The 13,947-nt window shown below is 72.8% G+C and carries 14 protein-coding genes; 7 read left to right on the forward strand and 7 right to left on the reverse strand.

Translation table 11 applies throughout. The features are described 5' to 3' along the window. Window positions 1-21: 21 nt before the first annotated feature. Window positions 22-792 carry a site-2 protease family protein gene (locus PT931_RS12500; protein ID WP_456245882.1) on the reverse strand — a complete coding sequence of 257 codons (771 nt, stop codon included), beginning with the start codon at window positions 790-792 and terminating at the stop codon, window positions 22-24. Continuing rightward, a complete protein-coding gene (locus PT931_RS12505) occupies window positions 789-980 on the reverse strand; it encodes a hypothetical protein (protein WP_363726730.1) in 192 nt (63 codons plus the stop codon). Before PT931_RS12505 ends, PT931_RS12500 begins: the two co-directional genes overlap by 4 nt. Before the next feature lie 96 nt (window positions 981-1,076). Between PT931_RS12505 and PT931_RS12510 the strand changes: the two genes are divergently transcribed. Continuing rightward, window positions 1,077-2,648 carry a bifunctional adenosylcobinamide kinase/adenosylcobinamide-phosphate guanylyltransferase gene (locus PT931_RS12510; RefSeq protein ID WP_456245883.1) on the forward strand — a complete coding sequence of 524 codons (1,572 nt, stop codon included), beginning with the start codon at window positions 1,077-1,079 and terminating at the stop codon, window positions 2,646-2,648. Between the two features lie 126 nt (window positions 2,649-2,774). Then, entirely contained in the window at window positions 2,775-3,521 is a 747-nt protein-coding gene (locus tag PT931_RS12515) for an adenosylcobinamide-GDP ribazoletransferase (protein ID WP_456245884.1), read from the forward strand. Window positions 3,522-3,615: 94 nt separating this feature from the next. On the opposite strand, the gene PT931_RS12520 is transcribed toward PT931_RS12515, so the two are convergent. Further along, on the reverse strand, window positions 3,616-3,954 hold the full coding sequence (locus PT931_RS12520) for an MmcQ/YjbR family DNA-binding protein (protein WP_456245885.1): 339 nt from the start codon (window positions 3,952-3,954) through the stop codon (window positions 3,616-3,618). A gap of 2 nt (window positions 3,955-3,956) precedes the next feature. Next, the gene (gene gcvT / locus PT931_RS12525) at window positions 3,957-5,060 is read right to left on the reverse strand and encodes a glycine cleavage system aminomethyltransferase GcvT (protein ID WP_456245886.1); all 1,104 of its coding nucleotides are present in this window, start codon (window positions 5,058-5,060) and stop codon (window positions 3,957-3,959) included. A gap of 79 nt (window positions 5,061-5,139) precedes the next feature. Between gcvT and PT931_RS12530 the strand changes: the two genes are divergently transcribed. After that, a complete protein-coding gene (locus tag PT931_RS12530; RefSeq protein WP_456245887.1) occupies window positions 5,140-6,651 on the forward strand; it encodes a leucyl aminopeptidase in 1,512 nt (503 codons plus the stop codon). A 109-nt stretch (window positions 6,652-6,760) separates the two neighbouring features. Here the strand turns inward: PT931_RS12530 and PT931_RS12535 are convergent, their stop codons facing one another. Next, the gene (locus PT931_RS12535) at window positions 6,761-7,087 is read right to left on the reverse strand and encodes a hypothetical protein (RefSeq protein ID WP_456245888.1); all 327 of its coding nucleotides are present in this window, start codon (window positions 7,085-7,087) and stop codon (window positions 6,761-6,763) included. 184 nt (window positions 7,088-7,271) lie between these two features. Here PT931_RS12535 and lpdA point away from each other — a divergent pair, with 184 nt between their 5' ends. The 4 genes from lpdA (at window position 7,272) to PT931_RS12555 (ending at window position 11,948) form a co-directional block, all read left to right on the forward strand. After that, window positions 7,272-8,684, forward strand: coding sequence for a dihydrolipoyl dehydrogenase (gene lpdA, locus PT931_RS12540; RefSeq protein WP_456245889.1), 1,413 nt, complete (start codon window positions 7,272-7,274; stop codon window positions 8,682-8,684). Between the two features lie 30 nt (window positions 8,685-8,714). After that, on the forward strand, window positions 8,715-10,514 hold the full coding sequence (sucB, locus tag PT931_RS12545; protein ID WP_456245890.1) for a 2-oxoglutarate dehydrogenase, E2 component, dihydrolipoamide succinyltransferase: 1,800 nt from the start codon (window positions 8,715-8,717) through the stop codon (window positions 10,512-10,514). Between the two features lie 145 nt (window positions 10,515-10,659). After that, on the forward strand, window positions 10,660-10,998 hold the full coding sequence (locus PT931_RS12550) for a hypothetical protein (RefSeq protein WP_456245891.1): 339 nt from the start codon (window positions 10,660-10,662) through the stop codon (window positions 10,996-10,998). 68 nt (window positions 10,999-11,066) lie between these two features. After that, window positions 11,067-11,948, forward strand: coding sequence for a TIGR01777 family oxidoreductase (locus tag PT931_RS12555; protein WP_456245892.1), 882 nt, complete (start codon window positions 11,067-11,069; stop codon window positions 11,946-11,948). Window position 11,949: 1 nt separating this feature from the next. Here PT931_RS12555 and PT931_RS12560 read toward each other — a convergent pair whose 3' ends face one another. Both PT931_RS12560 and PT931_RS12565 read right to left on the reverse strand, forming a co-directional pair. Then, entirely contained in the window at window positions 11,950-12,717 is a 768-nt protein-coding gene (locus tag PT931_RS12560) for a DUF4352 domain-containing protein (protein ID WP_456245893.1), read from the reverse strand. An 84-nt stretch (window positions 12,718-12,801) separates the two neighbouring features. Next, entirely contained in the window at window positions 12,802-13,887 is a 1,086-nt protein-coding gene (locus PT931_RS12565; protein WP_456245894.1) for an LLM class flavin-dependent oxidoreductase, read from the reverse strand. Between the last annotated feature and the right edge of the window lie 60 nt (window positions 13,888-13,947).

The following is a 13,947-nucleotide window of genomic DNA, read 5'->3' on the forward strand; positions in this document are numbered from 1 at the left end:
GGCCCGACCCTAGCTCGGCTCCTACTGCCAGAACCTGATCAGGGCACTCCCCGCGCCCACGAAGTCCCTGGGAAGTCCCACCAGCTCACACAGGAAGTAGACGATCCTGAAGAACACCGCGCCACCCGGCGGCCACCACAGGAGCGCGAACACGAACAGCATGCCCCAGGGCTGGGCCTTGTCCAGGGCGCTGCGCCAGTCGTGCGGGAGATACTCCTGGATGATGCCGTAGCCGTCGAGGCCCGGGATGGGCAGCAGGTTGAGCAGACCCGCCGTGAACTGCAGGAACCCGAGGAACGCCAACCCGGCCCAGAACGCGCGGTGTTCCGCCGGGTAGGGGTCGAACCAGAACGGCGCGGCCAGCGCCAGCCCGAACACGATGTTCACCGCGGGCCCGACGGCGCTGATCAGGCTCCGGCGGAACCGGCCCCGCACCGCGCCCCGGTCGATCCACACCGCGCCGCCGGGCAGCCCGATGCCGCCGAGCAGCACGAACAACAACGGAAGAACAATGGACAACAGGACGTGGGTGTACTTGAGGGGATTGAGCGTCAGATACCCCCGGGCGGCCACCGAATGGTCCCCGCCGCGGTAGGCCGTGAAGGCGTGCGCGAACTCGTGCAGGCACAGCGAGACCAGCCAGCCGCCGATGACCAGCAGGAACACGTCGAACTTGACGCTGCCGTAGCCGAGGTAGGCCATCGCGCCGCCGGCCAGGGTGACGGCCAGCAGGGCGACGAAGACCGGGCTGGGCCGGAAGTGCTCCCGACGGGCCCCGAGCTGGTAGTTCACGACAACAGACTCATCCGGTACTCCACGCGCTCGTCCTCGACCAGGACCACGCTCGCCGCCCCGGTCGCCGCCAGGTCGCGCCACTGCTGCCCCAGCCATGACTCGGCGTCGCCCTGGTTCGGAAACGTCTCGCCCGGACCGTCCACCGGCTGTCCGTCAGCGTCCTCGTACCGCCAGATCCACGCCATTGCGTACCCCTTCGCTCCCGGTGACCGTAGATCGCAAGCCTAGCGGGCGTGGACCCGTGCCCCGTAGCCCGAAAACAGGTGGCAGGATGCGAAGTTATGACTGAGGCATTCGGACGGGTACTCGTGCTCGGCGGCATCCGCTCGGGCAAGTCGGAGTACGCCGAGGCGCTGCTGACCGGCGCCCCCCGCGTGACGTACCTGGCCACCGGCCCGAGCCGCGACGACGCCGCCTGGGCGGACCGGATCAAGGCGCACACCGAGCGGCGCCCCGAGCACTGGACCACCGAGGAGGTCGGCGCGGACCTCACCGACCGGCTGACCGGCGAGGCCGCGCTGCTCGTGGACGACCTCGGCGCCTGGCTGACCGCCTCCTACGACGCCACCGGCTGGGCGGGCGAGGTCGACCCCGACCCGCTCGTGGCCGCCGTGGCCGCCCGCCGGGGCCCGCTGGTCCTGGTCTCCCCCGAGGTCGGGCTAGCCGTCGTGCCGGCCACCGAGTCCGGCCGCCGGTTCACCGACGCCCTGGGCGTGCTCAACCGCCGGCTCGCCGAGGTCTGCGACGGGGTCGTGCTCGTCGTCGCCGGGGCCCCGGTGTGGCTGAAGGGCACCCCGCCCGACCGGGCCACCCTCAACCGCCGGATCCGCACCGCCCCGGTCCGGACCCGCGCCACGCCCGGCGTCGTCGTGTCCGGCGTCGAACTGACCGAGCTGCCCGACCCGTTCGACCCGACCTCGATGGGCATGCCCGACGAGGACGCCCGCGAGGCCGCCCGGGAGCGGCTCGGCACCCTGGAGGTGGCCGGCTCCGGGCTGGGCGGGCTCGCCGACACCGTGGCCGTCGCGGGGGGCCAGCAGGGCACCGCCGCCCCGGTGGAGTACTCCGACGTGCGGCTCGTGCTGCTCAACTCCACCGGCGACCCGCGCCCGGCGGCCGGCGAGGGCGTGTACCCGCTGCTCGCCGACCGGGCCGGCGTGCACGTGGAGGTCGTGGAGCTGACCGCCGACGAGGGCGACCCGGTGCACGCCGACGTCCTGACCGCCGAGCAGGTCGCGGCGGCCATCGACCACGGCCGGGTCCTCGCCGACCGGGCCGTCGACGGCGGCGCGGACCTGCTGGTCCTGGGCACCCTCACCGACGCCGGCGCGCCCGCCGCCGCGATCGTCTCCCTGCTCACCGGCGCCGAGCCCCCGGCCCTGCTCGCCCGGCTCGCCACCGCCGACGGCCAGGTCGACGACAACGGCTGGATGACCCGCGCCGCCACGGCCCGCGACGCCCTCCGCCGGATCCGGGCCGCCGCCCGCGACCCGCGCAGCCTGCTCGCCGCGATCGGCGGCACCGAGCTGGCCGTCGCGACCGGCGTGATCCTGGCCGCCGCCACCCGGCGCACCCCGGTCGTCGTGGACGGTCCGCTGGGCGTCACGGCCGGCCTGCTCGCCCGGGACATCGCCGGCCAGACCCGGCACTGGCTGCTGCTCCTCGACCACGGCGGCCACCCGACCGTCAAGCTGGGCGCCGACGTCCTCGGGCTGTACCCGGTCCTGGACCTCAAGCTCGGCCTGGGCGAGGGGGCGAACGCGCTGGCGGCCCTGCCCCTGGCCCAGACGGCCCTGGCCGTCGCGGCGGCCCTGACCAGCGACGTCGAACCGGCCGACGAGGTCGCGGAGTAACGCCGGGCACGCCGGGCACGCCGGGCACGCCGGGCACGCCGGGCACGCCGGGGTGGAACGTTCGGCCGCCGGGCCGGTGACGCGACAGGTCCGGACGCGACGGGTACGGGGCGGGGAGGTGTGACGGTGCTCGACGGGTTGCGGTTGGCGGTCACGACCTTCACGGTCACCCCGGTCCGGGGCGGCCGGGTGGACCGGGCCACCGCTGGGGCGGCCATGCGGTGGGCCCCGCTGGTCGGTGCGGCCCTCGGGGCGGTCCTCGGCGGTGCGGCCCTGGGTCTGCGCCTGGCGCACGCCCCGGCGCTCCTGGGGGCCGTCCTCGTCGTGGCGCTCGGCGCGCTGCTCAGCCGGGGACTGCACCTCGACGGGCTGGCGGACACTGTGGACGGCCTGGGCTCGTACGCGGGGCCGGAGCGGGCGCTGGACATCATGAAGAAGCCGGACGTGGGCCCGTTCGGGGTGGCGGCCGTGGTGCTGACCCTGCTCGCCCAGGTGGCCGCCGTCGCCGCCCTGCCCACGGGCCTGGTGTTCCCGGCGCTGGTCGTGGCCACGGCCACCGGGCGGCTCGCCGTGACCTGGGCCTGCCGGACCGGGGTGCCCGCCGCGCGGCCGTCGGGGCTGGGCGCGCTGGTCGCCGGTACCACCTCGTGGTTGTCCGCCGGAGGCCTCACCCTGCTGGTCGCGGCGGTGGCGGTCCGGGCCACCGACCGGCCCTGGCAGGGTCCCCTGGCCGTCGCCGTGGCGCTCGTCGCGGCGGCGCTGCTGACCCGGCACGCGGTGCGCCGGTTCGGCGGGGTCACCGGGGACGTGTTCGGCGCGTGCGTGGAACTCGCCGCCACGGTCACCCTCGCCGGCCTGGCCTGGGCGGCCTGAACCGTCGAGGCCCCTGTCCCGGCCCGGCGCGGCCGGCGGAACACGACGACGGGGAGGCCCCGTCACCGGTGACCTCCCCGTACGAGCCTCGGCGTCAGGCCGCGTCGAACTCCTTGACCAGCTTCTTCGGCGCGGTCCGCCGCCACGCCTCCGTCAACAGGTCCCGCAGGTCGTCGGCCCCGACGCCGGCCAGCTGGACGAGCACCCAGCCGAACCGGCCCACGTACGGCGCGAACGAGTAGGTCTCCGGGTCCGAGGCGATCAGCTCCGCCTGGTCCTCCTTGGAGGCCTTCACGGAGACGTGCGCGGACTCCGTACCCGTGATGGCGAAGATCTTGCCGTTGACCCGGAACGTCACGTCGCCCCAGGTCGGCTCCTCCACCGCCGAGGGCAACGCGAGCGCCAGCTCCCGGACCTGCGCGAACGTCACCATGGTTACTTGGTCGACGCGGTCACGAACGGGGGCTTGACGATGGTGACGACGGACCGGCGGCCCCGGACGTCCAGCTCGACCTGGTCGCCCTCGGTCAGCCCGGAGGCGGTCGAGATCAGGGCCAGCCCGATGCCGATCTTCTTCGTCGGGGAGAACGTGCCGCTGGTGACCTCGCCGACGACCTCGTCGGTGCCGGGCCGCAGCACGGTCATGTGCGCGCGCGGGATGCCCCGGTCGGTGGCCAGCACGCCCCACAGCACCCGCTGCGGCGCGGCCTTCTCGGCCAGCAGCGCCTCGCGGCCCCAGAACTCCGGCTTCTTCCAGCCCACGGCCCAGCCGGCCCGGGCCTGCACCGGGGAGATCTCCAGCGAGAGGTCCTGGCCGTGCAGCGGGTAGCCCATCTCGGTGCGCAGCGTGTCGCGGGCGGCCAGGCCTGCGGCGCGGACCTCGATGTCGGTACCGAACAGCGCGTCCCACACCTCGGCGGCCTGCGCGGCCGGCACGACCAGCTCGTAGCCGTGCTCGCCGGTGTAGCCGGTGCGGCAGACGGTCAGCTCCGCGCCGCCCAGCTTGGCGGTCTCGAACGACATGTACTCGTGGTCCGTCGGCAGGCCCAGCTTCTCCAGCAGCTCCGTGGAGCGCGGCCCCTGCACGGCGAGCACCGCGTAGTCGGGGTGCTGGTTGACGATCGAGAGGCCCTCGGGCGCGGCCTCGACGAGCCGGCGGACGACCTCGGTGGTGTTCGACGCGTTCGGGATCAGGAAGACGTGGTCGGGCCCGTGCAGGTACGCGATCAGGTCGTCGACCACACCACCGGTGGCGTCGTCACAACACAGGGTGTACTGCGCCTTGCCGGGCGCGATCCGGTTCAGGTCGTTCGTGAGACACCGGTTGACGAAGTCCGCCGCGCCCGGCCCCGACACGGTGGCCTTGCCCAGGTGGGAGACGTCGAACACACCCACGGACTCCCGGACCGCGGAGTGCTCCTTGAGGACACCCCCTCCGGCGTACTCCAACGGCATCTCCCAGCCACCAAAGGGTGCGAACTTCGCACCAAGGGCGACATGCCGGTCGTGCAGGGGTGAGCGCAGGAGCTGTTCTGTCATGGTTGCAACTTATCGCGAGTCCAGACCTGGTTAGCATCGGCAGGGAAATCGTTACCCACCGACCGCAACGGAGCATCGTGTGACCACGCTCGCCCTCGCCGACACCGACCCGGCAGAACTTCCCGTCGACGCGATCGTCGTCGGTGTGTACAGCGACGCGGACCCCGCGGCGGCTCCCCTCCTCGCCCAGGGCGCCGAGGGCGTCGACGCCGCGTTCGACGGCAAGCTGGCCGCCACCTTCGCCCTGCTGGGCGCGACCGGTGCCGTCGGTGAGGTCACCAAGCTCGCGTCGCTCGGCGCGACCACCGCGCCGGTCGTCGTCGCGGTCGGCCTCGGCACCGCCGGACCGGCCCCGGCCGAGACGCTGCGCCGGGCCGCCGGTTCCGCCGTGCGCGCCCTGACCGGTACCGCGAAGGTCGCCCTGGCGCTGCCGGGCCTGTCCGGGGAGGACGGCGGACTGCGCGCGGTCGCGGAGGGCGCGCTGCTCGGCGCGTACCGGTTCGCCGGCTACAAGTCCACGCCGGCCCCCAAGGCCACGGTCTCGCAGGTCACCGTGCTGGTCACCGACGCCGCCGACAAGGAGGCCAAGGCCGAGCTGAAGCGGGCCGTGGTCGTCACCGACGCCGTGGCGCTGGCCCGCGACCTGGTGAACACCGCCCCGAACGAGCTGCGCCCGCCGTCGTTCGCCGACCTGGCGACCGCCGCCGCGAAGAAGGCCGGCCTCGAGGTCGAGGTGCTCGACGAGAAGGCGCTGCGCAAGGGCGGCTACGGCGGCATCCTGGCGGTCGGCGAGGGTTCGGAGGCCAAGCCGCGCCTGGTCCGGATCTCCTACAAGCACAAGTCGGCGAAGAAGAAGATCGCGCTGGTCGGCAAGGGCATCACCTTCGACACCGGCGGCGTGTCCATCAAGCCGGCCGCCGGCATGTGGGAGATGAAGAGCGACATGGGCGGGGCGGCCGCCGTGATCGCCACGATGATCGCGATCGCCGCGCTCAAGCCCAAGGTCGAGGTCGTCGCCTACGCGCCCATGGCGGAGAACATGGCTTCGGGTACGGCGTACCGGCCGGGCGACATCGTCACCATGTACGGCGGCACGAAGGTCGAGGTGCTCAACACCGACGCCGAGGGCCGGATGATCCTGGGCGACGCCATCGCGCGGGCCTGCGAGGACGGGCCGCAGTACCTGCTGGAGACGTCCACGCTCACCGGCGGCCAGGTCATCTCGCTCGGCAAGCGGGTGCACGGCCTGATGGGTACCCCCGAGCTGTGCGCGCGGGTCCAGGCGGCCGGCGACCGGGTCGGCGAGCAGGGCTGGACGATGCCGCTGCCGGACGACATCAAGAAGAACATGGAGTCCGACATCGCCGACATCCTCCAGGTTTCGGCGGGTATGGACCGGGGCGGCCACATGCTGCAGGGTGGCATCTTCCTGTCGGCGTTCGTCACCGAGGGCGTCGAGTTCGCGCACATCGACGTGGCGGGCCCGTCCTACCACTCGGGCGAGCCGTACGGCTACATCGCCAAGGGCGGCACCGGTGTGCCGGTCCGCACCCTGATCGAGAGCGTCGAGGACATCGCGCGCAACGGCTAGTCCGCCGGGGGAGGTCGTCGCGGTCCACGGACCGGGGCGGCCTCCCGACCTGCGTTCTCCCGGGGCACGGGGACCGCACGGCGCGTCGGCCGCACGGCGCGGCGCGGTGCTACAGGCCCTGGGCCTTGCGCCTGGCGTTGAACTCCCGCATCCGCCCCGGATACCCGACCTTCGTCACCTCGTACAGCGGGATGGCCAGTTCGTTGGCGAGCTTGCCGGCCGCGTCGGGCCCGGTCACCCGCCGACGGGTCCACTCACCGTCGTGGGCGATCAGCATGACGGTGGTCTCCGTGACGGTGGTCCGGGGCTCCAGGTACGCCTCGACGCCCTGCCTGGACCGCGCCCACTCGCGCAGGTGTGTCAGGTCGGCGTTGACCGCGGCCTTGTCGGCCGTCCGGTCCCCGTCGGGCTTGCGGTTCCGCCGAAACCACCCCACCGCTGTTTCCTCTCTCGTCCGTGCCCGGAAGCCTACCGCCGAATCGACCGCGCACCATATATCGTCCAGCGCCCCCGCGACCACGGCAACCACGACGCGCCACCCGGCGCCGCGCCCGGGAAACGTGTGCTTGGGCACAGGAACCCACGGGTCGCTATGCGGGGACGCACCCTGAAGTGACAAGATGACCACGGAACTGCTGAGTCTTCTAGGAGATCACGTGAGCGACGGTTACGACGTAGTAATCCTCGGCGGCGGCAGCGGGGGCTACGCGTGCGCGTTGCGTGCCGCTCAGCTCGGCCTGACCGTGGCACTGATCGAGAAGGACAAGGTCGGCGGCACGTGTCTGCACCGTGGCTGCATCCCGACCAAGGCGCTGCTGCACGCCGGTGAGGTCGCGGACTCCGCGCGGCACTCCGAGGACTTCGGCATCAAGGCCACCCTCGAGGGCGTGGACATGCCCGGCGTCAACAAGTACAAGGACGACGTCGTCGCCAAGCTGTACAAGGGCCTGCAGGGTCTGATCAAGTCCTCGAAGATCGACTACATCGAGGGCGCCGGCACGCTGGTCGCGCCGAACACGATCGAGGTCGCCGGCCGCCGGATCACGGGCAAGAACATCGTGCTCGCCACCGGGTCGTACTCGAAGACGATCCCCGGTCTGGACCTCGACGGCGAGAAGGTCCTCGCCTCCGAGCACGCGCTGAACCTCCAGAAGGTCCCGACCTCCGCGATCGTGCTGGGCGGCGGCGTCATCGGCGTCGAGTTCGCCTCCGCGTGGAAGTCGCTGGGCGCCGAGGTCACCATCGTCGAGGCCCTCCCCCGGCTCGTGGCCGCCGAGGACCCCGACATCTCCAAGCAGCTCGAGCGGACCTTCCGCAAGCGCGGCATCGGCTTCAAGGTCGGCAAGCCGTTCGAGAAGCTCGAGAAGACCGCCACCGGCGTGAAGGTGACGATCGCGGGCGGCGAGACCCTCGAGGCCGAGCTGCTGCTCGTCGCCGTCGGGCGTGGTCCGGCCACCGCGAACATCGGGTACGAGGCCCAGGGCATCACCATGGACCGCGGCTTCGTCCTCACCGACGAGCGCCTCAAGACCAACGTCGCGGGGGTGTACGCGGTCGGCGACATCGTCCCCGGCCTGCAGCTCGCGCACCGCGGCTTCCAGCAGGGCATCTTCGTGGCCGAGGACATCGCGGGCCTCAACCCGCCGGTGATCGACGAGTCGGGCATCCCGCGCGTCACCTACTCGGACCCCGAGGTCGCCTCGATGGGCCTCAACGAGGACAAGGCCAAGGAGCGGTACGGCTCGGACAAGATCGAGACGTACAACTACAACCTCGGCGGCAACGGCAAGAGCCAGATCCTCAAGACCCAGGGCTTCATCAAGCTGGTACGGGTGACCGACGGCCCCGTCGTGGGTATCCACATGGTGGGCGCCCGGGTCGGCGAGCTCATCGGCGAGGCCCAGTTGATCTACAACTGGGAGGCGTACCCGGCCGAGGTCGCCCAGCTCGTCCACGGTCACCCGACCCAGAACGAGGCGCTCGGCGAGGCCTTCCTGGCCCTGGCCGGCAAGCCCCTGCACGCGCACGCCTAAGAGAAGAACCTTACGAGGGAGTCGAACGAGATGCCGGTCTCGGTAACCATGCCCGCTCTCGGTGAGAGTGTCACCGAGGGCACCATCACCCGCTGGTTGAAGCAGGAGGGGGAGCGGGTAGAGGCCGACGAGCCGCTGCTCGAGGTGTCCACCGACAAGGTCGACACCGAGATTCCCTCCCCGGTCGCCGGGGTTGTCGCCCGTATCGTCGTCGCCGAGGACGAGACCGTCCCCGTCGGCGCCGAGCTCGCTGTGATCGCCGGGGACGGCGAGACGGTCGAGGCCGCCCCGGCGGCCCCCGCCGCTGCCGCCCCGGCCCCCGTGGCCGAGGCTCCGGCCCCGGTCGCGGCCCCCGCGCCGCCGGCCGCCGCCCCGGCTGCCGCGGCCCCGGCCGCCCCCGCCGCTCCGGCGCAGGGCACCGAGGTCACGATGCCGCTGCTCGGCGAGTCCGTCACCGAGGGCACGGTCACCCGCTGGCTGAAGCTGGTCGGCGAGACGGTCGAGGCCGACGAGCCGCTGCTCGAGGTGTCCACGGACAAGGTCGACACCGAGATCCCGTCGCCGGTCGCCGGCACGGTGCTGGAGATCCGCGTCGAGGAGGACGAGACGGTGCCGGTCGGCTCCGTGCTCGCCGTCATCGGCGCGGCGGGTGCCGCTCCGGCCGCCCCCGCTCCGGCGGCTCCCGCGCCCGCTCCCGCCGCGACGCCGGCCCCGCCGGTCGCCGTTGCGGCCCCGGTCGCGCCCGCCCCGGTGGCTCCGGCCCCCGTGGCCCCGGCTCCGGTCCAGCCCGCCCCGGTCGCCCCGGCCCCGGTCGCAGCCACCCCGGCTCCGGCCGCTCCGGCCCGGCCCGCGCCCGCCGCGCAGAACGGCGCCGACGAGAGCAACAACGGCTACGTCACCCCGCTGGTCCGCAAGCTGGCCGGCGAGCACGGCATCGACCTCGCGTCGCTGTCGGGCACCGGTGTCGGCGGCCGGATCCGCAAGCAGGACGTGCAGGACGCGATCGAGAAGGCCAAGGCCAACGCCCCGGCCCCGGTGGCAGCCGCTGTCGCCGCGCCGGCCGCCGCCGGTACCCAGGCGTCCAAGCCCGTCGCCGCCCCCAGCCCGCTGCGGGGCAGCACGGTCAAGATGTCGCGGCTCCGCGCGCTCGTCGCGAAGCGGATGGTCGAGTCGCTGCAGGTCGCGGCCCAGCTCACCACGGTCGTCGAGGTGGACGTCACCCGGATCGCCAAGCTGCGCCAGCAGGCCAAGGCCGAGTTCCAGGCCCGGCACGGCGTGAAGCTGTCGTTCCTGCCGTTCTTCTCCCTGGCCGCCGTCGAGGCGCTCCAGATCCACCCGGTGGTGAACGCGCGGATCGACGAGGCCGCCGGCACCATCACGTACCCGGAGGCCGAGCACCTCGGCATGGCCGTGGACACCGAGAAGGGCCTCATGGTCCCGGTGGTCAAGAACGCGGGCGACCTGAACCTCGCCGGGTTCGCGCGCCGGATCGCCGACATCGCCGAGCGGACCCGCTCCAACAAGGTCACCCCGGACGAGCTGTCCGGCGGCACGTTCACGCTGACCAACACGGGTAGCCGGGGCGCGCTGTTCGACACGCCGATCATCAACCAGCCGCAGTCGGCGATCCTCGGTACCGGGGCCGTCGTCAAGCGCGCCGTCGTCGTGACCGACCCGGACCTGGGCGAGATCATCGTGCCCCGGTCGATGGTGTACCTGGCCCTGTCCTACGACCACCGCCTGGTGGACGGCGCGGACGCGGCCCGGTTCCTGGTCACCATGAAGGAGCGGCTGGAGGCCGGTAACTTCGAGGCGGACCTGGGTCTGTAGTACCCGGCTCGGGGGTCCGCTCCCGAACCTGTCGCGGCGCTGGCTGCGGCATCTGAACCACGGAGAGCGGCGGGTCCCACTCGGGGCCCGCCGCTTCCGCGTGCTCGGGGTCCCACGGGGTCCGCCGCTTCTCTATGCTCGGACGATGGATCTTGACGGGCGCGTGTTCCGGGCCGTGGCGGACGTGGTCGGCGGCGACGTCGGCACGGACACCGTTTTCGAGTACCACCAGGACGGCGACCTCGTCTGGGCCAGCTACTCGGGCGGCTCGATCCGCCTGGGTCACCTGGTCGGCACCCGCGACGGCGACACCCTGGACTTCCGGTACAGCCAGCTGACCACCGACGGCCGCACCGACGCCGGGCACTGCCTGGCCCGGGTGGAGGCCCTCCCCGACGGCCGGCTCCGGCTGCACGAGGAGTGGCGGTGGGAGTCCCGCGAGGGCTCGGGCACCAGCATCGTGGAGTCCGAACCCGTCCGCTAGCCGGCGGGGAGGGTCCGGCCTGGCCGGAGACGGCCCTGTCCCGCCCGGGTGGTGCGACAATGGGCCGCATGCGGGTACTCATGTCCGGCGCGTCCGGTTTCCTCGGCACAGCCCTGTCGCACCACCTCACGGCGCACGGCCACGAGGTGACCCGGCTGGTCCGCCGGCCGGTGCAGGCGCCCGACGAGTCACGCTGGGACCCGTACGCGGAGGTGCTCGACCTGGGCACCCCCGACGCGGTGGTGAACCTGTCCGGCGCCGGGGTGGGCGACCGGCGGTGGAGCCGGGCCTACAAGCACACGATCCGGCACAGTCGGGTCGAGCCCACGGCCGTGCTGGCCCGCGCCGTGGCCGCCGCCCCCGTACGGCCGAGGGTCATGCTCAGTGCCTCCGGGATCGGCTTCTACGGCGACACCGGCGACCGGCTGGTCACCGAGGACTCCCCGCTCGGCGAGGGCTTCCTCCAGGAGGTGTGCCGGGCCTGGGAGGCGGCGACCCGGCCGGCCGAGGACGCGGGGGTGCGGGTGGCGCACCTGCGGACCGGGCTGGTGCTGTCGGGGGACGGCGGGCTGCTGCCCCGGATGTTGCCGCTGTTCCGGGCCGGGGTCGGGGGCCGGTTGGGGTCGGGGCGGCAGTACATGCCGTGGATCACGTTGGCGGACTGGCTGGGCGCGGCCACGTTCCTGCTGGAGGCGGCGGTGCACGGCCCGGTCAACATGGTCGGCCCGGCCCCCGTCACGAACGCCGAGTTCACGAAGGAGCTGGCCGCCGCGCTGCACCGGCCGGCGGTGCTGCCCGCCCCGTCGGTGGGGCTGCGGCTGGTGCTGGGCGAGTTCAGCTCCGAGGTGCTGACCGGGCAGCGGGCGATGCCGGAGGCTCTGACGGCGGCCGGTTACCGTTTCGAGCACTCCGACCTCGGGTCGGCCCTGCGCTGGGCCCTGGGCGACTGAACTACTGGAGCTTGACCTTGACCCCGCCGGAGAACGCGGAGTCGTGCAGCTCCAGGGTCAGCAGTTTGCCGTCCTTGGGGATGTCGAACACCACCAGGCCGGTGACCTGGTTTCCCGGATTGATTTCGGTGATCCACACCGACCCGTCGCCCTCGGAATTGGCGTAGAGTCCGGCGGTCGAATCGGGGGCGTAGCGCGCGTTGTTGGCCCCGAAACCCTTCTGGTTGCTGTCGTAGAGGGTCTGGGGTTTGTCGCCGATATTCTTGACGGCGAGCGTGACCATGCAGAATTGGCCTTGCGCTTTCTTGTTGAGGTATTCGCCCCCGACCTGCGTCTTTCCACATTCGATCTTCTGCACCACGAACTCGAACTTGCCGTCGCGCACCGCCGTGCCGATTCCCGCGACCGCGGCCTCCTTCGCGGGGGCGGCCGGGCTCGCCGTCGCCCCGGCGGCCTTCGTGGCCTCGGCCGGGGCCGCGACCTCGGCGTTTTTAGCTGAATCCTTACCTCCTGCCAGGGCGGCGATCATCCCGCCGAAGCAGCAGAGCACCAGCACCGCGCCGCCGATTCCGAGCCCGATCCACAGCCCCTTCTTGTTCTTCTTCGCCGGCACGATCCCCAGCGGCGGGCCGGGCGGGTAACCCACGAACGGCGGCGGCGGAGGCCCTGCCTGACCAGGCGGAATGGTGTCGTCCGGCACGGTCGGGAATGGGGCGTCCGGCGGCGGGAATTTGTGCTGTGAGTTGTTCCCGTCCGGGGATTCAGGCATGCTCAATTTTCGTCTCTGTCCATGAGGGAGGCTGAAGAACCGAAGGTGTGACCGTATCAACACCCTGGGCTTTGACTAGTCAGCTCAACAGACAGTTGATAACGACGTTCCGAGGGATTCGATGGTGGAAAGGACCAGTGCGGGATCGCCCGCGCCCTCCACCAGGAGAAGCTGGTGCCGCACCCCGGTCACGGCCGCGCTCGCCCGGAGCCCCGCCGCGCACTCCTCGACCGTCCCCACCGGACTGATCGCCAGCAGGTGCTCCAGATAGGCCACCGGGTCCCGCCCCGCGCCGGGCACCAGCCGGACGTAGTCGGCCGTGGACGCGAGCCAGCCGGGCATGGCCCTGCGGAGCTGGTCCGGGTCCCCGACCAGGTGCGCCGACGCGTGCGGGGCGTCGGCGGGCCCACCGGCCGCGCGGTAGTACTGCAGAAGAGCGACCTTCGAAAGATCATCGTCGTGTACGCCGAGCAGCAGCGGCAGTCCGCGCGCGGCGGCCAGCGCCACGGTCCCCGGCGAGGTGGCGGCGACCCACACGGGCGCACCACCCGCGGGCAGCCCCAGGTCCACGGGCCGGAAGTCGAAGAACTCACCCGCGGCGGCCACCTTCCCGCCGAGCGCGTCGAGCAGCACGTCCAACGCCTCGGGAAACCCGCGCTCGTACCGGGCCAGTCCGGTGCCGAACACCTCCAGGTCGACCCACGGCCCGCCCCGGGCCACCCCCAGCCGGAACCGCCCCCCGGACACCGCGTCGAGCAGCAGCGCCTCCTCGGCGAGCGCGACGGGGTGCCGGTTGGACAGGATCGCGGCGGCGGTACCGAGGGCGATCGTGCTCGTCCGGCCCAGCAGGTAACCGGCGAGGGCGGGGGCGGAGGCGCACCTGCCGTACCGGATGAAGTGGTGTTCCGCCAGCCACACGCCGCCGAAGCCGGCCCGCTCGGCCGCGAGCGCGTAGCGGACACAGTTGTCGAGGGCGTCCCGCGCGCTCTGGCCGGGAAACTGCCCGGCCAGCAGGAAGACGTCCACGGCCACGTCCGGCCGCACGCCTCCTGCGGCGGCGGCCCGCTCGCCTCCCGGACCGGAACCGGAGGCGGCCCGCTCGCCTCCCCGGTCGGAACCGGAGACGGCCCGCTCGCCTCCCGTGGGGGAACCCGGGTCCGGCTGATCCATGCGCACGCCTCCGCGAGGGGAATCCACGGCGGGGCCGGCCGCGGCCGGCCCCGCCCCCGG

Source organism: Longispora urticae, assembly GCF_053902585.1.